We start from the raw sequence: 22241 nt of genomic DNA on the forward strand, positions 1-22241 counted from the left end.
TCCGCGGCATGGGATCTGCACCAACTCCCGCTCAGCGCCGCACGGCGCGCAGGAAGGTCGTCGAGTCCCCGATGGTCACGGTCAGCGGCGTCGTCGCGCCGGTCTGCACCGTCCACGGACCGCCCACCGCCGGCGCCGTTTCCAGCACGAAGCCTTCAGGCAGCGGTTGCGGATCGGAGGTGACCGTCAGGCTGTTCCCCACCCGCGTGACGGTCAGTTTCGGGCCTTCCACCGGCTCCGCCGGGGCATCGTTGAAGTTCCAGTAGGCGACCAACCCGGCCGCGGCCGGCAGCGCCGACGGCAGGGTCCCGCCCGCCAACTGGGCCACATGGGCCGGCGTCAGCGCCGTCCGGAATACCGCGAAGTCATCCACCACCCCGCGCATCGTTGCATTGTCGGCCGGATTGAAACCGACCCACATCTGCGTGAAGTCGGTCGGCAGCGGACTGGTGTTGTACCCTTCGAGGAAGAGTTCGCCATCGATCCAGATCTGCTTCACCTCGCCCTGCTTCTGGAAAACGATGTGTCGCCATTCCTGCCACCAGGTCTGCTCCCCGCTGTAATCCGGAAATGCGTCGATCCCCTGGTTGATCCGCTGGGTCGTCCCGTCGCAGCAACCCGCCGTGTCAAAGTACAGGATGTTGTTGCTCCACGGCGCGTGCGACGAAAAACCCCGTCCTCCGCCCGAAGAGGACGGCGAAGAGGCCCAGAACAGTGCGGAGTCGGAGATCATGTACAGCTTCTGCCACGCGGCGAACGCCAGTTCATCCTGGGCTGTCGCCGCGTTCAGGAAACTCGCGTCCAGCACATGCACCGACTGCTGCGCATTCACCATCCCAAGGTCAATGCCGAGGTCCCCGGCCTGCCCCGTCCGACCTCCTCCGGCCTCGGTGAACCGCGCCGGACCCGTCAGGAGGCCGATGCGACCCTCGATCGTATCCCGCGTGTAAGCACCCACGGTGAAACTCCAGTCCCGGGTGAGCATCTGTCCGTCCGGTCCCGGATACGCCAGGCTCGCGGTGTGCGTCGAGCGCGCCGCGAAGATCGGGTTGGGCACGTAACGCACCGTCACCACGCCCCCTTCGAGTTGCACCGAGGCGTCCACCGGCGCCCCGTCGATGCGCAGACTGACCTGCGCCAGATTCCACGCAGCCGTTCCCTGCACGTGCGTCACCTGCACCAGATTCGGCGCCGCGGTCTGGCTGCCCGGAGCCGGCAGGATCGTCCCGAAGATCCCACCCGTTGGCATGTCATTGAAGTCCCACGCCGCCAGCACCTGCGGACTTCCCGGCAGCGCCGAGGGTGCCGACCCCTGCGCCAGGGCCCGGATCTGCGCCTCGTTGAGCGCCACCCCGAAGATCGCGAAATCATCCATCAACCCCGCCATCCGGTTGTCCGCCACCCCGGGCCCGCCACCCAGAATGAGACTGGTGAAATCCGACGGCAAAGGATCGCCCCAACCCGAATGGAACAGCTCGCCATCGATCCAGATCTCCTTGGCCTCCTTGTTCTTCACAAACACGTAGTGCCGCCAGGTCTGCCACCAGGTGGCGTCCTCATACCCCGACACCGTGTCCGCGTTCACATTCAAATTGATCCGCGTCACATCCCCATCGCAGCACCCGGCGCTGTCGAAGTAGATCGTCTGATCCCCCCACGGCGAATGCGCCTGGAACCCTCGCGAACTGCTCGGGCTCGAGGGCGACAACGCCCAGAACGCCGAGGCGTTCCGAACCGTGTGCAGCCTCTGCCAGAATGAGAAGGTCAGCGTGTCCTCGGCCCCCGCCCCGTTGAGGAACGTCGCATCCCCCACGCGCACCGACCCCGCCGGCGCAGTCGGGAAGTTCATCGCGAAATCCCCCGCCTGACCGCTCCGCCCCTGACCGCCCGGTGTGAACTGCGCTCCGCCCTGCAAGGTCCCCACACGCGACGCCACCTGGTCCTTGATGTACAACCCGACCGTGAACTCCCAGTCGCTGGTGGTCGGCGCCCCGCCCGCCCCGGGATAGGTGATCGACGCCGTGTACGTCGTCAGCGGATCCAGCAGCGGACTCGGCACATACCGCAGTGTGGCCGTGCTTCCATCCATCGTCACGGTCGGTGTCACCGCCACGCCGTTCAGCCGCAGGCTCACGTTGGATTCGCTCCAGGCCGTTCCACTGCCCAGGTTCACCACCTCGATCAGGTCCGGTCCCGCCCCCGTCGAGCCCGGCGCCGGTGTCACCCGCGTGAACTGCCCGCCCGCCGGCACGTCGTTGAAATCCCAGAAGGCCAGCAACCCCGCCGCCGCCGGAAGCGCCGACGGCGCCGTGCCGCCGTACAACTGCCCGATCTGCGCCTCCGTCAACGCACTCCCGAAGATCGCGAAGTCGTCCACCAACCCGTGGTACAATCCGCCCCCCGCGCCGTCCGACCCGATGTTCAGGTTCACGAAGTCGGTCGGCAGCGGTCCCGCCTCGTACCCCTCGAAGAAGAGCTGCCCGTTGATCCAGATCTGCTTCACCTCCGCGTTCTTCACGAAGACGAAATGGTTCCAGGTGTCCGTCCACCAGGTCGTGTCGCCGGTGTACTCCGCGAAGAACTCGACCGATTCATCGATCCGCTGCGACACCTCGCAGCATCCCGCCGTGTCGAAGTAGATCCGGTTGTTGCTCCACGGCAGATGCACCTGCGCCCCCCGCTGCCCGTTGTTGCTCGACGGCGAGTTCGCCCAGAACACCGAACTGGCCGCGATGTCGTACTTCTTCGCCCACAGGGCGAACGTCATCCTGTCCTCCGCCGCCGCCGCGTTCAGAAACGCCGCGTCCGCCACATGCACCGGACCCGTCCCCATCCCGAAATCCACCGCGTGATCCCCCGACTGTCCCGTCCGGCCACCCCCCGAAGGCGTGAACACCGAGCCGCCTCGAAACTCGCCGATGCGTCCGGCCACCCGGTCCTGCGTCTCCAATACGAGCTGCCCCTGGGCCAACATGGAGAGGCCGGTCGCGGAAGCCGCCAAGGCGGCCGCCATGACCCACCTCCCCGTACAACGAAGAATGCGCTGTCGATGATACATGGTTGTCTTGCTTGTCTGTGGTTGTGTTGCGTCGCGCCGCCCATCCCCCGGACGACCTGTCGTCCGCGGCGAAACCTCGGTCGCAGGCAAAGGAATAACCCTCCGCATGAGCGGAGCAGTCCCGGATGTCTGGCGAGGCACTCAACCTAGAGAAGCAACGCGACTCGGGGCAATAAGATTGCGAACCTCTGAGCGTCCCCGCCCATGGCCTCCTGGTGGAGATTTCCAACTCGTCCAGGAGTGGAGGGTTGGCGAACTTGATAAGCGGAATCGGCCCGAAAGCCCATTCTTGCCAGGTGCGTTGGAGTTGCTGGCTGCGCCGCAACGGCCCGAGGCGTGCCAGGAAGGCCTCGCCTCACACGCGGGCGAGCACATTGCGGTCCGATCCAGGCCGTTGGGTTCCCTCTCTGAGACTCTCCAAAGGATCCCGGATTCCCGCAGCCGCAAAGCACGCCGGTTTCCGCTGGGAGCCGTGTCGAGCCTGGTCGTTCTGGGACTGCTCCGGGGCCATGTGCACCTCCATCCCGTCGTGCGCCAGGCGACACGACTCAACCAGCAACATCGCCCAGCCGTGCCGCGCGATCGGCGAGTCCATGCGGTGGGGTGATCCGCACCGGCTGAGGCGAAGGCATCGGATTCCTCTACCTGTCCGGTGACCCACCGTTCGGCGTCCCGGCTTCAGTCGGCCACGGCCCTGCCCCACCTTCCAAACCCTCACACGCCAAAGGGTGGACACCCTGCCGCCATCACCCATTCCCGGATTGCTGGAATGGCTCCGGCGGCAGGACGGCGCCAGAGGAGCAAATCCAGCCCAGCCCTACCCATCCCTGGCCTTCGCCTTGGCCGCCGCCTTCGCCCGTTCGGCCTCCCGCTGCGCATCGATCTCCCCGGCTTCTGTCGGGCGGATCTTCCCGAAATAGACGTTCGACCGCGCCAGCTGATGCTTGTCGTAGAGCAGGCCCCCGAACCGGTCGGTTGTGCTCAATTCAAACTCCTGATCCATCTTGATGGCCTCGAACGGGCACACCTCGACACAGATCTGGCAGCTCATGCAGACCGAGACATCGATGTTGAACACCGCCGGATAAAACTGGGGCTTGCCCAGGTGATCCGGCTTCTTGTCCTTGCTCTTCTCGATGTAGATGCACTGCGGCGGACACTCCTTCTCGCAGATCTGGCACGCCACACACCGCAGACCCGCCGCCTCGTCCTCCCCGTCATACACGAGAAACGGAAACTGACGGAACCGCTCCCGCAACGGCACCCGTTCCTCCGGGTACTGCACCGTCGTCAACCGGTCCCGGTCGAAATACGAGCCCACAAAATTTCGCCCCGTCACCGTCAGGCCCTTGAGCAGTCCGAGTCCTAGCATGGTGTCTCGATCGGTTGGGTTCTCAGCGGTCCACTTCCCCAAGGACAATATCAATGCTGCCCAGGATGATCACGGTATCCGCCACGTTGTGTCCCAGACAGAGATCCTCGAGGACCGTCAGGTTGATCAGGCTCGGTGGCCGCACCCGGTACCGGTACGGATTCGGCCCGCCATCGCTGATCAGATAGAAACCCAGCTCCCCCTTGGGCGCCTCAATCCGGCCGTACGCCTCGCCCGCCTTGGGGCGGAATCCGCGCAGCTTGGCCTTCGGATCCATCACCGGCCCGTCCGGAATGCCATCGAGCGCCTGGCGCAGGATCGACAGCGACTCCCGCATCTCCAGGATCCGCATCATGTAGCGGTCGTACGTGTCCCCGTGGTCACCCAACGGCACCCGGAACTCGAACCGCGGATAGATGCCGTACCCGTCCACCTTGCGCAGATCGTAATCCACCCCCGTGGCCCGCAGCATCGGACCCGTGATGCCCGCGCTGACCGCCAGTTCGGGCGACAGCACGCCCACCTGCTGGGTTCGCGCCATCAGAATCTCGTTGCCCGTCAACAAAGCCTCGAACTCGTCCAGAAACCGCGGATACCCGTCCACCACCTGCCGCACCTCCTCGATCCACCCGGACGGCACATCGCACCGGCATCCGCCGAATCGCATGTAGTTGCACATCATCCGCGCCCCGGTGAGGGCCTCGAACAGGTCCAGGATCCGTTCCCGCTCCCGGAAGCCGTACATCAGCGGCGTTCCCGAAGCGCCCATGTCCTGCATCAGGAAACCCGCCAGACAGGTGTGATTCTGCAACCGCGTCAATTCTGCGGTGATGACCCGCAAATACTCCGCCCGCTCGGGCACCGCCAGCCCCGCCAGCTTCTCGACCGCCAGCGCGTACGCCCAGTTGTTGGTCAGCGAACAGAAGTAGTCGAGCCGGTCGGTGTACGGCATCGACCCCAGATACGAGGTCGATTCCGCGATCTTCTCGTGGTTCCGATGCAGATACCCGAAGACCGGCTTCAGCTTCACCACGGTCTCCCCGTCCAGCACCACATCCATCCGGAACACCCCGTGCGTCGAGGGATGCTGCGGCCCCATCGAAATCTCGATCCACGATTCGCTCCCCTCCCCCCCGCCGTCATGGACCGTCAGCAGACCGCTTCCACCCGACGTCAGGGCCTCCGAAAGCGGCGCCGATTCCCTCACGGCCGCTCCTTTCCGGCGCGATGCGCCAGGGCCCGTTCGCGCACCTGGTCATGCGCCGTCGGCTCGTACTCGTAGTCGTCCGGCTCAACGTAGTCCTTCCGCATCGGATGATCTTCGAATCCCTCCCACATCAGCAACCGCCGCAAATCCGGATGCCCTTCGAACTGGACCCCGAAAAGATCGAACACCTCCCGCTCCTGCAGCTCGCAACTCCGCCAAACCGGGGTCATCGAAGGCAGCCGGGTGTCCGTCGTCCGGTCCGGCGTCCGAACCCGCACCACCACCGGGCCCTGCTTCCCCGCCATCGAATAGAGGTGATACACCACCTCCAGACAGCCCGGCTCCGTGCGGCTTTCCTCCACCTCCCTGGCGTCCTCCCCTTCCCCGTGCCGCACCTTCACCTTCACCGTCCGATCCAGCCAGTCCACCCCCGTCACATTCGAACAGTAGTCCAGCCGCCACCCCGGATCGTCCCGCAGAAACCGCGCCAGGCGCGGCCAATCGTCTCGCGCCACCCGCAAACTGTGCTGAGCCGACGGCGCCGGATTCGGCATGGGCTCGACCTGAATTCCAGGCAGCGCCTCCTGCAACGCCGCCACCATCGCCTCCGCATTCCCCATCATCGTCCCCCTCCCGCACCTGGCTCCGTCGTGCCCCCCCCGCCGGCAGCAGCTCCAGGCGCACCCGAAGGCGCGCTCCAGACCTCCGGATTGCAGGGGGGTTCGATGTCGTGCTTCCCATGGACCGGGATGGCAAATTCGCTGGGCGCCTCGGCCCGCAGATGGCGGGGCCGATCCTCGCCAGTCAACCGCTGCGACCCGATCTTCTCCTGCAAGGTCATCAACGCGTGCAACAGCGCCTCCGGTCGGGGCGGACATCCGGGAATATGCACATCCACCGGAATGTACCGATCAATCCCTTTCAGCACGTTGTACCCCTGCTTGAATGGACCGCCGGAAATCGCGCACGCCCCCATGGCCACCACATACTTCGGCTCCGCCATCTGGTTGTAGAGCCGCACGATCTGCGGGACCATCTTCTTGGTCACCGTCCCCGAAACAATCATCAGGTCGGCCTGGCGTGGCGACGGACGAAACACCTCCGACCCAAACCGCGCCATGTCGAAGCGGGCCATCGTCGTGGCAATCATCTCAATGGCGCAACAGGCCAATCCGAACTGCAACGGCCACACCGAGTTCCGACGACCCCAGTTGTAGAGATCCTCCAGCGACGTGACGATCACCCCCTGCGCACGGAGCGCATCGTTGGGGACAGGCTGAGGTTGCGGCTCCATGTTCACGTGCGACGTCCGGGGATCAATGCCAGCTCAGAATGCCCTTGAGCCACGCCCAGACCAAGCCTTCGGCCAGCAAAAGCAGAAACACCGCCATCGCCACCACCGCCCCCAGGGGCAAGCCGCTGTACGCCGCCGCAAAGGGGATCAGGAAGACGCTCTCCACGTCGAAAACCAGAAAAACGATGGCGTAGAGATAGTAATCCACGCTCTGGTGGCTTCCCGGATTCCCCGCCGATTCCAGACCGCACTCGTAATTGGCCGTCTTCACCGGCCCGCCCTTGGCTGGCGAAAAGACCCGCGCCCACCACCACGCCAGAACCAGCGGCACCACCCCCATGGCGATCGCCATCGCGGTGAAGGTCACCACGACATGAAACGGAAACGCGGATGGCGGTTCCATGGCCAAGACCTAGCAAGCGGGGCTCCAGATGGGAAGCCAATCGTCATCGTGTCGCGCGGAAGCGCTGCACAGCCCAACAGCGCCGTCCACGACGATGGTCCCTTTGGCATTCCCCTTTCTTCTCCGTGCCTTTGTGCCTCCGTGAGAGGCATCATTCGTTGGGTGTCCACGCTTCAGCGTGTCGGGGTGCTTGGGGGGCTCACGCTGAAGCGTGTACATCCAGCCGTCCTGGCGGAACGAGGACGTGGGGGCTCAGGGTTGGCCGCCCTTCGTTGGGTGTACACGCTTTAGCGTGTCGGGGTCGTTTGGGAAGCTCACGCTGAAGCGTGTACACCCAGCCGTCCTGGCGGAACGAGGACGTGGGGGCTCAGGGTTGGCCGCCCTTCGTTGGGTGTACACGCTTTAGCGTGTCGGGGTGGCTGGGGGGCTCACGTTGAAGCGTGTACATCCGGCCGTCCTGACGGAACGAGGACGTGGGGGCTCAGGGTTGGCCGCCCTTCGTTGGGTGTACACGCTTTAGCGTGTCGGGGTCGTTTGGGAAGCTCACGCTGAAGCGTGTACACCCATCCTTGGCGGTGCGAGAACGTGGGGGCTCAGGGTTGGCCGCCCTTCGTTGGGTGTACACGCTTCAGCGTGTCGGGGTCGTTTGGGAAGCTCACGCTGAAGCGTGTACACCCAACCGTCGTTGGCGGTGCGAGGACGTGGGGGCTCAGGGTTGGCCGCCCTTCGTTGGGTGTACACGCTTTAGCGTGTCGGGGTGGTTGGGGGGCTCACGTTGAAGCGTGTACATCCGGCCGTCCTGACGGAACGAGGACGTGGGGGCTCAGAATACCCTCTTCCTGCCCCCGCCCCACAATTCTGGCAGCCCGACTACTTCGACCGCACCATCCGCAATCAGGACCACTTTCGGCGGATCGTGCGCTATATCGGGAACAACCGGGTGAAATCCGGCCTGGTATGCACCGCGCAGGAGTGGGCGACGAGCAGCGCTCGCTACCGTGGCTGCCATGACTCCCACAAGTTGCCCCAGATCCCCCGGTGCCAATCCTAGCCGGATCCCACCTGTCCCCCCTTCCGCTCTCCCCCCCCTCCGACCCGCACCCCGCGGACAAGGCTGTCCGCGCTCCGAACACCTGCGATCACCCCCACTCGCAATAGCGAGCCCCACTCCCCATACCCCGCCTCCCCTCGCAATGCTCCCCACTCCATGCGGGAGCGCGGACAGCCCTGTCCGCCCTTCCCACCTCCAACCCGCACCCCGCGGACAAGGCTGTCCGCGCTCCGAACTCCTGCGATCACCCCCGTTCCCATTAGCGAGCCCCACTCCCCCCACCCCGCCTCCCCTCGCACTGCTCCCCACTCCATGCCGCACCCCGCGGACAAGGCTGTCCGCGCTCCGTAAAAGCGAAAAGGCCGCCCGGAAGGGCGGCCTTGATTCGACACATCAGCAACACATTACTTCTTGCGACGAACGAGCAGCAAGCCCGCGCCGAGAAGACCAAGAGCGGCGATGGAAGGCTCGGGGATGACTTGAGAAACCTCAAAGCCTGTCATTCCGGTAAGAACAGCCGGAAGGCTTGGAGGAGTACCCGCACCGCCCGTCGCCACGGTCACTGTCGCGGATTGACCGACACCACCCAGATCGAGGGCTTGAGCCGCTTCCCAACTCGTCACGCCCAGATCGGCGTGCCAGACGCGAAGCACGACATCCGCTTGGGAACCCGGTGCCACGCCCGCAACCACCGTATCGGGCACAGCCAAGGTGAAGCCGGCATTCGCGCCGCTACGGAAGTTGACCGGCGCACCAATGGCCGTCAACGCACCCCCGGCAGGACCCGCATAGTACTGAGCCCACGCTGCAGTACCGGCAATGCGCTCACCGTTGTAGGTCACCGGCGCCTCGAACACGCCCACCGAACGGTTGGCGAAGTTCACCGTTCCCTGGCCATAAGCAGCGGCACCCGCCAGCAGCGTAGCCACAATAATCGCAGTGTTTTTCATTTGTTTGGAGTTCTCCTTCGAGTAAGCCGTCGATTTTGGTTTTGGTTCCTTTGACCGACTGTTTCTCAGGAAAAGGGGATTGATTCCTCAGTTCACACTGAACGTGCGGGTCCAGCTTCCGGCGGCCGATTTCGACACCCAGAACCCTTGACCCACGGCGATGCTCGGATCACCGAAATCCCAGCCGTCACCCGCAAAGTAGGAGTTGCCGGAATAGGCCGTCCCATTCCACGTGTACACCGTGTCGCCGTCCGCAGGCACGAAACCCAGCACCGCCTGCAAGCCACCCGCCTGGGGAACCTGCGAAGCCACCAGATTCAAACCGGCCAGCAAAGGCGTGGTCAGAGTACCCTGCGGAACTTCACCCACGAACGTCAGCGTGATCGGGTTGGCCGTCGGGTTCTGAACGAAGAACGCAGAGCCAGGAGCCACCGAGGCGCTGGGAGCATCCCATCCGTCCCCGTCGAAGTACGAGTTCGGCGCGAAGCCGCCCGCCTGCGAGTAACGGTAGATGGTCGTCCCGTCCGCCACCGACGGAAGAACTTCCGCGATGGTGTTGCCACCGTTGTTCAACTGGTTCGCGATCAACGCCAGGCCGTTCGCCGGGACGGTGATGTTGATGTATCCAACCGCGTTGACCGAGTACACTTGGGCATAGGCCCCAAGGGAGCTCGCCACGCCGAGGGCTGCTGTCGTGAGGATGAGTTTGGTTCTCATTTGTGTTGCTGCTCGTGTTTCCGTGTGTGCGAGAGACGCTTACAGACCCCCCCAAACCTGTCAAAACTTTTTTGTGCCCGGCAGGGGCTCTCTCACCACCCCACGTAATCCGCTGCCATCCAAGCCGTTGTCCGGTCCTCAATGCAACCTTTTTCGCTCCCCGCCGCCGGGAATCGGTGCCGTGGGAGTCCCCTTTGCCCTTCGCCACCCGCTCCTCCGCCAGTCCGACGCCCCGCTTCCGGCCTTTCCAGCTCACGGCAACAGGCGCCGGCGAAGCGCATCCAAGGCGTGCTGGGTGGTCACTTGCTTGAACGTCTCCCGGTCGTACGGATGCAACCGCTGCAGCACTTCGGTGCACCGACCCGCCTGAGCCAAGCCGATGTACACGGTTCCCACAGGCTTTTCCGGTGAACCGCCCGAGGGCCCCGCAATGCCGGTGATCGCCACGGCATGCGTGGCGCCGGCACGGGCCAGGGCGCCTTCCGCCATGGCCGCCGCGCACGCCTCGCTCACCGCGCCCTGTTCCCGCAACAATGCCGCATCGACCCCGAGCAATCCCTGCTTGGCCTGGTTGTCGTAGGCGATCCAACCGCCCCAAAACACCGCGGACGCCCCGGGCACGTTGGTCAGGCGATGGGCCAGCAGGCCGCCCGTGCAGGACTCGGCGACGGTCAGCCTGGCACCGCGATTCGCCGCGAGGGCAATGACCGCCGATTCGATCGCTTCGTCGCCGGTCCCGTAAACTGCGGGACCCAGCTGCTCCCGCACCATGACAGCCGCGCCGCCCACCAGGGCCGCACCCTCCGCGCCTCGCGCCACCAACCGAACATCCACCTCGCCCGTGCGCGCGCAGTAGCCGATCTCGAGGCCCCGCTCCCTCCAGGATGCGAGATGGGGATCCAACTGCTCTTCCACCCACGACTCGCCCAACCCGGTGGTCCGCAACGTCACGCAATGAAACGGCACGGACGGCGGCAGCACCTGTGGCAGCAGCGGAAGAACCTGCCCGTCGAACATGGGGTACAGTTCCCGCGGCGGCCCGGGCAGCATGATCAACCACGCGGCATGCGGACCGAACCGTCCCTCCTCCACCCCGATGGCCAGTCCGGGAGCCGTCCCGTTGGCATTGGGCAGGACCGTCGCCCCTTCGGGAACCAACGCCTGCACCAGCACCCGATCCGGCACCGCCCGTCCCCGCGCGGCGAAGAACGCCAGGATGCCCGCCCTCGCGTCCGCGTTCTCCACCAACCGCCGCCCCAGCAACCCGGCCACCCGCTCGCGGGTCACGTCATCCGCCGTCGGACCCAAGCCCCCCGTGGTGATCACCAGTTCCGCCCGCCTCAATCCTTCCGACACGGCATCGCCAATGGCCACGGCGGTGTCGGCAACGGCCACCTGGCGCGTGACCGGGCGACCGATGTCGGCAAGGCGCCGGCAAAGCCAGCGTTGATGGCTGTTGAGGACACGGCCGAGCATCAGCTCGGACCCGGTGTTGATCAGTTCGACATTCACGGCTCGGCGCGCGCCCAAGGCTGAGGGGACGCGTTCGACCAAACCAGCACGGGTTTCAGTATAATGGGACTGACTTTGTACTGTTGACTTAATGGGCCTGGCTCATTACCGTTGACAATTGCGGACAAATTCATCCCCAGCGGCCGGCAGGGATTGCTTGTCGATCGCGGGGGGAGGCGTCGCCGAAAAATCTTGCCTGACTTATTCTTGTTTATCGTCAGCAAGATTCTGCCTGACTTATTTTGCTCTTGGGCGGCGGAGGTGAACCGGCGAGTCGGGGAGGATCCGGACGCGATCCGGGCAGGACGAGCGCGGCGGGGGCAACTGCGGCCGGACCAGATCCCGCGGTGCAGGTGCAGATCAGTCCATCACGAACGGGGTGTTCCCGGGGGCGAAGGAGCCTGCGGACCCGGTTTTGGGGCGCGCGTCTCTCCCGCGGGGTGTCCCGGCTTCAGCCGGCCGCAACCATGCCCCACATTCCTGCTCCAATTCCCAATCCCAAGCGCCGGCACGCCAAAGCAGTTTGGACCTCCGGAATAACGCCTGTGGACCCATGGAGCCCGGCCCGCCGGATGCTGCACATCCGCCTCAGCGAGCCAGCCCTCCGATCACCGCAGATCGCGCCGCTCCAGCTCGTGGTCAAGACCGGCCGCCCGGAGCAGCCGGGCCCAGGCAACCAGATAATCGCGGCGGCCGAGGTTCTGCGTCGTTCGGGCCTCGGTGAGTGCGGTCTGGGCGCTGAGGACATCAAGCTGGGTGCCGCTGCCGGCCTCGGCGCGGGCGGTGGCCAGGCGGAGTGCCTCGGTGGCCTGCTCGACGACCCGCTCCTGCGACGCGAGCACCTCCCCGGCCTCGCTGAAATTCGCGTGGGCGGTGCGCACTTCGACCGAGATCTGCCGGTCGGCGTTCTCCAGGTCGATCCCGGCCTGGTCCAGGCGGGCGGCAGCTTCGATGACGCGCCCCCGCGTCAGACGGCCATCGAAAAGGTTCCACTGGGCCTGCACGCCGACGTTCCATCCGTGCCGTTCCGAATCCAGCCGCTCGCCAAACTGCGAGCGTCGCACTCCATAGCCGGCGAAGGCCTGCAGGCTTGGCCGATGTCCCGAGCGCGCCACCACCACGCCCTGCCGCCGGAGTTCCTCCGTCGCGCGCAAGGCCTTGAGTTCAGTCCGACGCGATTGCGCCAGGGCCAGGGCCTGACCCAGGTCCACCTCGAACGGCGGCGCCTCGAGGCGGTCGGCGAGCCGCAGCGGCACGTCTCCGGTGATGTCATCGGGCACCCGGTGGCCGAGCAGATGGGCCAGATGGGTCCGGGCATTGCGCCAGGCGTTGCGGGCGCGAATCAGCCGGGGCCGGGCGCTGGCCAGTTCCACCTCCGCGCGCAGTACATTGAAACGGGGCACGCTTCCGGCATCGAAGCGGCGCTGGTTGTCCAGCAACTCCCGTTCGAGAAGGGTCACCGAGGCCTCCTGGACAACGATCTGTTCCTGGGCCAGCAGCGCGTCGTAGTAGGCCACCCGCACTTCGAGGAGGGTGTCGAGGACGACGGTCTGAAACCTCTGGATGGCGGCCTCGCGCGTGTGCCGGGCCGAACGCACGGCGGCCGCCAGGCGCCCCCCCTCGTAGATCGACTGCACCAGCCGCACCCCGACCTCCCAGGTCTCGGTCTGCCCGAAATTGAAGCGCCCGAACGGGGTCTCGGCCACCTCCAATGCCGACTCGTCCACGGCCGAGAACTCCCCGCCGAGCCGCACGGTGGGAAAGATCACCGCCCGCGTCTGAATGACAATCCCCTCGGCAGCCTCGAGCTCCTTCCTCGCCGCCGCCACGGTCCCGTTTCCCGCCTCCGCCAGATTGAGGCAGTCCAACAGCGTGAGAGGTCGATCCGGCCAGGGCAGAGCCATGCCATTCTCCGTCCCCGGTTCGGCCCCGCACACGTGGCCCCCGATCCAGCCCATCATCGCCAGGATGACTGCAGCCGCCCAACCTCCCCGCCATGCGGAGCGGCAGGCATCGGTGAGGGGACGGACGCAGCCCTGCATGACGCGAGCACTCAATTCAAGGGCACACCCCGCCGCAGGTAGGTGGGCTGGTCAAGGTTATTGCCGCGGCGAACCGTCGGTTCGCACTTCTCGAACCGCCCCTTGGTGATCACCTCGAACGGAAGCTGGACCTGTTGCGGCTTCTTGCGGCGACCCCGTCCGGCCCCGCCCCCTTGCGCCATGACCTGCCGCGCCAGGTCCGGTGTCAATTCCGGCGCCGGCGGCACCAGGTGGCGCATCGGACCGGAACCCTCCCCCTCCCGCGGCGCACCAATGGCGGCCGGCAGGGACACCGTGCGGATGGGATCCTCGGCCGTCTCGTGGATCACCAACTGCCGCGTCGAGGCAAGGACCGACAAGGTGAGCCGGTCTGATTCGGTCTCGGTCAGGGAGGCCCCCACGACCACCCTCGCGCCTTCGGCCTGCCGGTTGAGTTCATCCATGATGCGCCGGATCTCCGCCATCCCGAGGTCCGCACCGGCATCGAAGCTGACCAGGAGCGATTCCGCCCGGCGGAGGGTCTCCCCACGGGCCAGAAGCGGATGGGCCATCAATCCTTCGAGGGCGCGCTCCGCACGTTCCGGCCCCCCGGCCGTCACCCGGGCGAAGGCGCTCTCGAGGTTGGGTCCGCGCAGAACCGAACACAGGTCGGCATAGGACACATTGAGCAGCCCCGGACGGGTCAGCAGGTTCCAGACGCAGAGCACGGCGTCCCGGATGTGCTCGCGACTGGCCTCGAAGGCCCCGAGCAGCGTGGTGCGATCGTCCGACAACGCCAGCAGCTTCTCGGCGGGCAGACACAACACGCCATCCGCGACGGTCTTCAACCGGTACAGCCCGGCCAGCGCCTGCTGCTGGCGGCGGGAACCCTCGCAGGCGAAGGGAAGCGAGACGAAGGCGAACACCGAGGCGCCCGTCTCGCGAGCCACCCGTGCCACCACCGGCGCAATCCCGGTACCGCTTCCCCCACCCAGCCCGGCGAGGAGAAAGACCAGCCCGTGCCCGTCGCACAACGCCCGCAGGGCCGGCACCTCATCGTCGGCCGCCGCCCGCGCCAGATCCGGATCGCCGCCCGCCCCGAAGCCCCGCGTCAACCGCGCCCCGACAAAGACCTTGTCCTCCCACGGGAGCTGCTCCACCGCGACGGCATCGCCATCCAGCGCCGCGAACGAGAACCCGGGATCGCCCGCGGCCTGAAGCGCGGCCGCCATTTCGGCCCCGGCCCGACCGATGGCGACCACCCGGGCCGAGGCGAAGGGAGTGGCGGACGTGGACGGGATCGGGCGGGGGCCGGGATTCATGGGACCGGGACGGGTTGGGGTTCTAGACGAGGTTGGACATGAACCGGGTGGGCGACCACTGGGCGAGCCGTCGCAGGCGGCTGCGCTCGCCTTTGCGCCGCACCTGTCCGGCTCCGAACTTCAGCAGACCGATGGCGGTGGCGAACTCGGGCTGGTCGAGGGCGGAAGCCAGCCCGCTGATGCCGCGCGCGCTGCCGGGAAACGCCGGCAGCTCGAACACCCTCTCGGCCATTTCGACAATCCGCGGAATCCGGGCGCCCCCGCCGCAGAGATACACCCCGGACCGCAGATGGTTCATCCAGCCGGCCTGCTCGACCTCCTCCCGGATGATCTCGAAGGTCTCCTGCAACCGGAGGGACATGATGCAGCGGAGGTTCTCGATGTTGAGCGGGCGTTCGGGCAGCCCGAGTTCATTGTGCGGCGTGAACGTCAGGCCCCGCGCCGTCTCGTCAAACAGCGCGTCGCCGTGGTCGAGCTTCAGTTTCTCGGCCCGTCCCTGGGCCACCTTCAGCCCCAGCGCAATGTCCTGGGCGACGTGATCCCCGCCCACCGCCAGCACTCCCGTGTGCTTCACCACCCCGCGCGAATACACGACGTACTCGGTGGCGCCCGCCCCAAGGTCGATCACCAGGGAACCGAGTTCCTTCTGCTCCGCCGTCAGCACCGCCAGCGAACTCGCCAGCCCCGTGAACACGATGTCCTCCACGTCGAGATGCATCCCCTTCACCATCCGGATCGCGTTCTGAAACCGGTTCGTCCGCCCGTGAACCACATGCATCTCCACCTCCAGACGCCCCCCGATCATCCCCGTCGGATCCCGGATCTCGTCCTGGTCGTCCACGCTGAAATGCTGCCGGATGGCATGCACCACGTAGTGCTCGGACGGGATGTTGATGGCCTTGGCGTTGCGGATGACGTCGTTGACATCGTCCTCCGCAATCTCGCGATCCCGGGACACGATCGGCTGGACGCCGCGATTGTTGAACCCGATGACGTGACCGCCCGAGACGCCGAGATACACCGAGCGGATCTCGACGTCGGCGGAATGCTCGGCCTCGGCGAGCGCCTGGCGCACATCCTCCTCCGCCAGGTGCGGCTCGACGATCTCGGCCTTTCGCACACCGCGGGACGGGCTCTGGCCGATGCCGATGACGTTCAGGACGCCCTCGGAATTGATCTCGCCAACGATGGCGCAGACCTTGGCCGTGCCGATTTCGAGCCCGACGATGAGCGGGCGCCGTTCGAGGAAGCGGAAGTCAAACATGGCGGGGCGGGGACCTCTTGGGTTTGGCCGGGCGGGGTGGGGGCGATTCGGGAGAAACCGCGTTCGTGCGCCACCGCACGGGCAGGTTGTTGGTGATCGACAGATCGAGCGACGCAGCGACCAGGCCATGACGCTCTCCGTAGTCGTGAATGCTGCGCCAGTGCCTCATCTGGCGCTCGAAATCGAACGTGGCGAAGGTCACTTCCGTGCCCTGGCGCAACATCCCCGTCAGCAGGTGCGATCCGCTGACATCCACGCGATCAAGGTCCACCAGGGGATACAGGGAGGACCATTCGTAGGCGCGGATCAATTCCAGCGCGGCATGCGCCATCCGGTGCCGCAGAACCTGGCCCGGAATCACCGGGTACCCGTCCAACCCCACCAGTTGCGGCAGAAAACTGAAGTCGATCGACTCCCCCGGCTTGACCCACTCGCGCCTCAGCGGCGGCAGGACGAATCCCGCGGCGTCGAGGTAGTTGGTCTCCGGCCACGCCCGGCCATCCCCGACGCTGAACCGCCACACCACCACCTGCGCCACCGGCTCCCGTTCCCAGACCGTCAGGCGGATGCCGTCCGGCCGATGGGCCTCGACATCCGCCCAGGCAATCCACGGGTTCAACTCGAGGTCGTACCGCACGCGGTCAAGATCGAGCGCCAGCAGGTTCTGCCCCGGATGGACGTTGGCCCATTGCCGGATCTGATCCGGTCGCAACCGTCCTTCATGGCGCAGTTCCAGGCGCCGGATGGCATACGCCTCGTTGCTGTAAACGAACCGGTCCAGAGCCCACTGATACCCCTGCCACAGCAACACCCCGCCAGTTGCCGTCCCGGCCACCACGCTCACGGCGGTGGTCAATGCCCGCATCCGCCCGCGACGGGCGTCCCGGGACCGCATCTTCACTTCAAGGACCGCCTCCCGCCCGACCCGGCGGTTCCTGCCTTTGCGCTTAAACCACACGCGCCCCCCCTTCCTCACGACGTCGCCACGCGAACTCCACCATCCTCCGGCAAAGGTCCGCGAAACCTATCCCCGCCGCCGCCGCCGCCTTGGGCAGCAGACTCGTCTCCGTCATGCCCGGCAGCGTGTTCACCTCCAGAACGACCGGCTCCCCGCCAGGCCGCACCATGGCGTCGATCCGGCCGTAGTCCCGTCCCCCCACCGCCCGGAAGGCACCCAGCGCCGCCTCCTGGAGGCGCTGGGTCGTCCCGTCATCGAACGGCGCCGGACACAAGTACCCGGTCGCGCCCGGCGTGTACTTGTTCCGGTAATCGTAAACCCCCTCGTTCGGCCGGATCTCCACCACCGGCAGGGCCCGGTCCCCGAGTATCCCCACGGTGATCTCGCGACCGCCAATCCGCTCTTCCACCAGAGCCTCGGTGTCGTGCTCCAGGCACGCGGCCAGCGCCGCCGGCCACTCGTTCTCCCGATCCACAAACCTCAGCCCGACACTCGATCCCTGCCGCACCGGCTTGAGGACCACCGGGGGACGCCACCCCGCCGGCCACGGCGCACGGGAGTCGGTGACGGTCAAAAACGGCGCGGTGGGCACGCCCGCCTCCTGGAGCCGCCGCTTGGTCAGGACCTTGTCGAACGCCACCCGGCTGGCGTCCGCCCCGCACCCCGTGTAGGCCATGCCCTGCGCATCCAGGACCGCCTGGACCGTGCCGTCCTCCCCCCAGGTCCCGTGCAGGGCCAGGAACACCACCTCCGTCCCCGCCGGAATCCGCCAGTCGCCCACCGGATCCACCTCGGTCACCGTGAACCCCGCCGACCGCAGCGCTCCGGCCACCGCCGCCCCCGACCGAAGCGACACCTCGCGTTCCGAAGAGGGTCCTCCCAGCAAGACACAGATGTTTCGCGGCTCGCTCATTCGCCCAGAATCTCCACCTCCGTCTGCAGTTCGATGCCCCGTTCCTCCCGCGCCCGGCAACGAATCCGGTCGATCAGCGCCAGCACATCCGCCGCCGTGGCGCCGCCTTCGTTGATGATGAAGTTCCCGTGCACGGTCGAGACCGACGCCCCGCCAATCCGTGTCCCCTTGAGGCCCAGTTCATCGATCAACCGGCCGGCCGGGATCCCCGCCGGGTTCTTGAAGATGCATCCCGCACTCGATTGCGGTGGCTGGCTGGCCCACCGCCGCTCGTTCAACTCCCGCATCCGCCCCGCCACCGCCTCCGGCGATGACGGTTCCCCCCGAAAAACAGCCCCGACAGCAATGCACTCCCGAAACAGGTCGCACCGGCGGTAGGCCGCGGGAACCTCCGAGGCCGGCCGGTCTTCAAACCGCCCCTCCCGATGGAGAACCCGGATCGACTCGACGCATCGGAAGGTGTCCGACTCCCACGCTCCGGCATTCATCCGCAACGCCCCACCCACGCTCCCCGGGATGCCTCCCAGAAACTCCAGCCCCGCCAACCCGGCCCGCTGGGCCGCACCGGCCAGATCCTTGAGGCGCACTCCCGCCCCCGCCACCAAGCGGCGTTCCTCGACACGGATCTCCGCAAAGGCCGGCCGGCACAGATTCAGCACCAACCCCCGCACCCCGCCGTCGCGAACCAGCAGATTCGATCCACGCCCGATCACGCGCCACGGAACCCCCAGTCGGTCCGCCTCGCCCACCGCATACGCCAGATCCGCCTCACCCCCCGGTTCCACCAGCACGTCGGCCACCCCGCCCACCCGCATGGTGGTCCGCCGGGCCAGCGGTTCGTCCGTCCACATCCCGGCCGCCGCCGTCAATCCGGCCCTCAGCCGGGCCGCCAGCGCTTCCGTCGCCGATCGAACAGCCACCCCGCAGTCTGGAATTGGGATCGGAGCGGAAGTCGTCATGCAGGGGTCGGATGTCGATCCAGTACCGTCGCCGGAAGCTCGGGAGCGCCCCGGCCGGAATCCGATTCGCACGCCCACTCGTACAGGTCGTTGGCCAGGTGCAGGTCGGCATCCGGACGGTGCCACGCCGCCACGCCATCCCGCAGGCCGGCGCGTCCCCGGGCATCCTCGAACCACCGGACAATCTCGGCCCCCAGCCGGTCCGGAGTCGCCGCCGATTCGTCGAGCCAGACCGCCCCGCCGCTGCGCGCCACCGCCCGCGCGTTGGCCCGCTGGTGATCGTCGGCGGCATGCGGATACGGCAGCAGAATGGCCGGCACCCGCAACGCGGCAAACTCCGCCAGCGACGACGCCCCGGCCCGGGACACCGCCAGATCCGCCGCGCCCAATGCCAGGTCCATCTCGGTGAGAAAGGCCCGCACCACCGCCCGCGCACCCATCGTCCGGCAGGCCTCGCGAACCGTCGCCTCATCCCGCGCCCCGGTGAGGTGCAGGACCTGGAGATCGGGCAACCGCGAGAGAACCCGCGGCAGCGCCGCCACCACCCGGCGGTTGATCCCCGACGCCCCCTGGCTCCCGCCCATCACCAGCAATACCGGCGCATCCGCCAGCAGGCCCAAGGCCGACCGGCAGGCGCCAGGATCCAGGTCCGGATTCCGAAATGCCTCGCGAACCGGCATGCCCACCACCCGGGCCTCGCCCGGACCCGGCAGACGTTCCAGGGCTTCCGGAAAGAAGACATACCGTCGGTGGGCCCAGCGGGACACCCAGCGGTTCGCGCGTCCCGGAATGGCATTCGCCTCATGCAACGCGACACGGATGCCCAACCGCTGCCCGGCCAGCGCCGGAGGCGCCCCGGTGAAACTCCCCATCGACAGCACCGCCCGCGGCGGCGTCTGCCGGAACTCCGCCCGGGCACGGCGGTAAGAACCGCGGAACCGCAGCGCGAAGGTCAGCACACCGCGCAGGGAGAAACCCACCCCCGGCAGCGTCACCACCCGGAACCGCCGGTCATACTCGACCGCCCGCCGGTCCACCGCCTTGTCCGCCACCAGCAGCGTCACCTCGGCCCCCCGCTCCAGCAGCCGTTCCCCGACCGCCAGACCCGGGTACAAGTGCCCGCCGGTTCCACCGCAGGCGATCGCGATCCGGCATGGCGCTGGTCCGTTCCTGTTCACGCGTTTTGCAGGGCGGACGCCTCGCGGTCCTCCGATTGAGGCAGGAACTCGGCCCCCTCCTCGCGGGCGGCCCTCAGGGCCACGTTGATGAGAAGACCCACCAGGGCCAGCATCGTGACCAGACACGAACCGCCATAGCTGACAAAGGGAAGCGCCAGGCCCTTGTTGGGAATCGAGCCGGTGGTCACCGCAATGTTGAACGCCGCCTGCATCCCCACCAACACCGCGATCCCGTACGCAATCATCGACCCGTAAAAGTCCGGCGCCCGCCGGGCAATGCTCAGCGCCGCCAGGGAAAACGCCAGATAGGCCGCCAGGATCGGCAGCGTCACCCGCAACCCCAGCTCCTCCCCGATCACCGAGAAGATGAAGTCCGTCGGCTGCTCAGGCACAAACCCCGCCTTGTGAATCCCATTCCCCAGTCCGCGCCCCACCGTCCCCCCCGACCCGATCGCCACCTTCGATTGCTCGGACTGATGGGCCAGCGTCTCGGCAAAGCGTTCCGGGTGAAAATGCGCCTCGAATCGCCGCCACCGAACCGGGTCCGTCACCAGGTAGGCCCCCAGCAGCACCACCACGATGATCCCGGCCGGCACCAGATGCCGGAGCCGCGTCCCCGCCGCAAACAACATCGCCGTCGCCAACCCCGCCAGCAGCGCCGTCGTCCCCAGATCCTTGCCCAACAGCACCAGGCCCAGGATCAGACTGATGACCACACCCGGCACCAGCAGGCCATACTGCAGTTCCGCCATGCGCCGGCGGCACGAGTGGGCATACGAGGCGATGGCCAGGATCAACGCCACCTTGGCCAGTTCCGACGGCTGCACCGTCACCGGACCCACCTGCAACCAGCGCCAGGCGCCCTTGATCGGCTCCCCCACCCCGGGCGTGCGCGCCAACACCAGCAATACCGCCACCACGCCCAGCAGCCCGTACGAGAGCAGCCGCGTCCGCCGGTAATCCACCGCCGCCGCCACGGCGCACACCCCCAGACCGATCAGCAGCCACCAGCCTTGCTGGTAAAAGAAATGAAGCCCCTTGGGATGATGCATCCCGATGCTGTGAAGCATGGTGAGCCCCAGGATCACCAGCAGTCCCACGACAACCGTCACGGTTCCGATGGCCAGGCGCATGATCAGGCGAAACGAGGGATCCGAAGACCCAAGGCGACTAGTAAGACCTCCCGCCCCCCGAGGTCCCCGATGTCGTCGGGGCCTTGGGCGGGATGATCAGCCGCTGGTTGGGAAGGATCCGGTCCCCCCGGATGTTGTTCGCAGTCCGGAGGGCGTTCACGGTCACCCCGTGCTTCGAGGCGATACGGGACAGCGTGTCCCCCGACCTCACCACGTACTCCGACCCCCCGGGCGGCACCGGGGGCGCAGCGGGCGCGGACGCGCGAGGGGCGCTGGGCGGCGCCGCCGGCGGAATCTTCAGACGGTCGTCGATCTTCAGAGCCCGCGGCTGCACCCCGGGATTCGCATCCATGATCGCCTTCTCCGAAACGCCGTACTTCCTCGCCAGCGCTCCGATGGTGTCACCCCTCTGGATCACATGCTCGGTGGCCGGGATGGTCGGAGGCGGAAGGATCGACGGCGGCGGGATCCGCAGCGGCGGCGGCTCCGAGTAGGACGGGATCGAAGGCGGCACTTCGACGGCAGGAGGAATCGCGGGAGGCACCTGGCTGTACGACGGCGGGCGGTACGGTTCCGGGTCGATCGGCGGAGGCGGGCTGCCGGCCCCCAGGGTGTCGCCGGGGAAACTCGAGAAATAGTTGGTGTCATGCAGCGGCGGCAGGGTGGTCACCCGGTTCGTCGGAGAATCGCCCGCACCCGACCCGGTGTTGTTGTTGCAGCCTTGCAGCAACAGCCCGCCAATGAAGACGACGTGCAGGATCAGGATGGTGAGAATGGTGAAGCGGATCCGCGACTTGGGCGCGGAGGCGCCTTCCAGGGCGTCCTGGGGAACCAGTGGGTTCGGGGTGCTCATGTTCGGGGTGCGATGATCAGGGTTGGATCCGGGCTCGGTGGCAAGAAGTTCGGGATGCACGCTCGTGGTTTCAGTG

General features: G+C 66.9%; 19 protein-coding genes. All 19 read right to left on the bottom strand.

Annotation, left to right across the window (positions count from 1 at the left end; genetic code table 11):
* Positions 1-31: 31 nt before the first annotated feature.
* A complete protein-coding gene (locus KF833_06870; GenBank protein MBX3745015.1) occupies positions 32-3013 on the bottom strand; it encodes a hypothetical protein in 2982 nt (993 codons plus the stop codon).
* A 400-nt stretch (positions 3014-3413) separates the two neighbouring features.
* Entirely contained in the window at positions 3414-3653 is a 240-nt protein-coding gene (locus tag KF833_06875; GenBank protein ID MBX3745016.1) for a hypothetical protein, read from the bottom strand.
* A 222-nt stretch (positions 3654-3875) separates the two neighbouring features.
* Positions 3876-4430 carry a 4Fe-4S dicluster domain-containing protein gene (locus KF833_06880; protein MBX3745017.1) on the bottom strand — a complete coding sequence of 185 codons (555 nt, stop codon included), beginning with the start codon at positions 4428-4430 and terminating at the stop codon, positions 3876-3878.
* A 22-nt stretch (positions 4431-4452) separates the two neighbouring features.
* Positions 4453-5529, bottom strand: coding sequence for an NADH-quinone oxidoreductase subunit D (locus tag KF833_06885; GenBank protein MBX3745018.1), 1077 nt, complete (start codon positions 5527-5529; stop codon positions 4453-4455).
* A gap of 104 nt (positions 5530-5633) precedes the next feature.
* Positions 5634-6257 (bottom strand): NADH-quinone oxidoreductase subunit C, encoded by a 624-nt coding sequence (locus KF833_06890; GenBank protein MBX3745019.1) that lies wholly within the window; start codon positions 6255-6257, stop codon positions 5634-5636.
* A complete protein-coding gene (locus KF833_06895; GenBank protein ID MBX3745020.1) occupies positions 6257-6931 on the bottom strand; it encodes an NADH-quinone oxidoreductase subunit B in 675 nt (224 codons plus the stop codon). Before KF833_06895 ends, KF833_06890 begins: the two co-directional genes overlap by 1 nt.
* Positions 6932-6953: 22 nt before the next feature.
* The gene (locus tag KF833_06900; protein ID MBX3745021.1) at positions 6954-7334 is read right to left on the bottom strand and encodes an NADH-quinone oxidoreductase subunit A; all 381 of its coding nucleotides are present in this window, start codon (positions 7332-7334) and stop codon (positions 6954-6956) included.
* Positions 7335-8789: 1455 nt separating this feature from the next.
* The gene (locus KF833_06905) at positions 8790-9335 is read right to left on the bottom strand and encodes a PEP-CTERM sorting domain-containing protein (GenBank protein MBX3745022.1); all 546 of its coding nucleotides are present in this window, start codon (positions 9333-9335) and stop codon (positions 8790-8792) included.
* Between the two features lie 87 nt (positions 9336-9422).
* Positions 9423-10052 carry a hypothetical protein gene (locus KF833_06910; protein MBX3745023.1) on the bottom strand — a complete coding sequence of 210 codons (630 nt, stop codon included), beginning with the start codon at positions 10050-10052 and terminating at the stop codon, positions 9423-9425.
* A gap of 252 nt (positions 10053-10304) precedes the next feature.
* Positions 10305-11564 (bottom strand): competence/damage-inducible protein A, encoded by a 1260-nt coding sequence (locus KF833_06915; protein MBX3745024.1) that lies wholly within the window; start codon positions 11562-11564, stop codon positions 10305-10307.
* Between the two features lie 608 nt (positions 11565-12172).
* Positions 12173-13606, bottom strand: coding sequence for a TolC family protein (locus KF833_06920; GenBank protein MBX3745025.1), 1434 nt, complete (start codon positions 13604-13606; stop codon positions 12173-12175).
* An 11-nt stretch (positions 13607-13617) separates the two neighbouring features.
* On the bottom strand, positions 13618-14907 hold the full coding sequence (locus KF833_06925; protein ID MBX3745026.1) for a hypothetical protein: 1290 nt from the start codon (positions 14905-14907) through the stop codon (positions 13618-13620).
* A 22-nt stretch (positions 14908-14929) separates the two neighbouring features.
* Positions 14930-16171: a cell division protein FtsA gene (gene ftsA, locus KF833_06930; protein MBX3745027.1), complete on the bottom strand. Its 1242-nt coding sequence runs from the start codon at positions 16169-16171 to the stop codon at positions 14930-14932.
* A complete protein-coding gene (locus tag KF833_06935; GenBank protein MBX3745028.1) occupies positions 16164-17072 on the bottom strand; it encodes an FtsQ-type POTRA domain-containing protein in 909 nt (302 codons plus the stop codon). The genes ftsA and KF833_06935 overlap by 8 nt, the downstream gene beginning before the upstream one ends.
* A gap of 46 nt (positions 17073-17118) precedes the next feature.
* The gene (locus KF833_06940) at positions 17119-18042 is read right to left on the bottom strand and encodes a D-alanine--D-alanine ligase (GenBank protein MBX3745029.1); all 924 of its coding nucleotides are present in this window, start codon (positions 18040-18042) and stop codon (positions 17119-17121) included.
* Positions 18039-18962, bottom strand: coding sequence for a UDP-N-acetylmuramate dehydrogenase (gene murB, locus KF833_06945; GenBank protein ID MBX3745030.1), 924 nt, complete (start codon positions 18960-18962; stop codon positions 18039-18041). The genes KF833_06940 and murB overlap by 4 nt, the downstream gene beginning before the upstream one ends.
* A gap of 35 nt (positions 18963-18997) precedes the next feature.
* Positions 18998-20179 carry a UDP-N-acetylglucosamine--N-acetylmuramyl-(pentapeptide) pyrophosphoryl-undecaprenol N-acetylglucosamine transferase gene (locus KF833_06950; protein MBX3745031.1) on the bottom strand — a complete coding sequence of 394 codons (1182 nt, stop codon included), beginning with the start codon at positions 20177-20179 and terminating at the stop codon, positions 18998-19000.
* The gene (locus tag KF833_06955; protein ID MBX3745032.1) at positions 20176-21312 is read right to left on the bottom strand and encodes a cell division protein FtsW; all 1137 of its coding nucleotides are present in this window, start codon (positions 21310-21312) and stop codon (positions 20176-20178) included. Before KF833_06955 ends, KF833_06950 begins: the two co-directional genes overlap by 4 nt.
* Before the next feature lie 37 nt (positions 21313-21349).
* The gene (locus KF833_06960) at positions 21350-22165 is read right to left on the bottom strand and encodes a LysM peptidoglycan-binding domain-containing protein (GenBank protein MBX3745033.1); all 816 of its coding nucleotides are present in this window, start codon (positions 22163-22165) and stop codon (positions 21350-21352) included.
* Positions 22166-22241: the final 76 nt, after the last annotated feature.

The organism is Verrucomicrobiia bacterium, from assembly GCA_019634625.1.
Taxonomy (GTDB): Bacteria; Verrucomicrobiota; Verrucomicrobiia; order Limisphaerales; family CAIMTB01; genus CAIMTB01.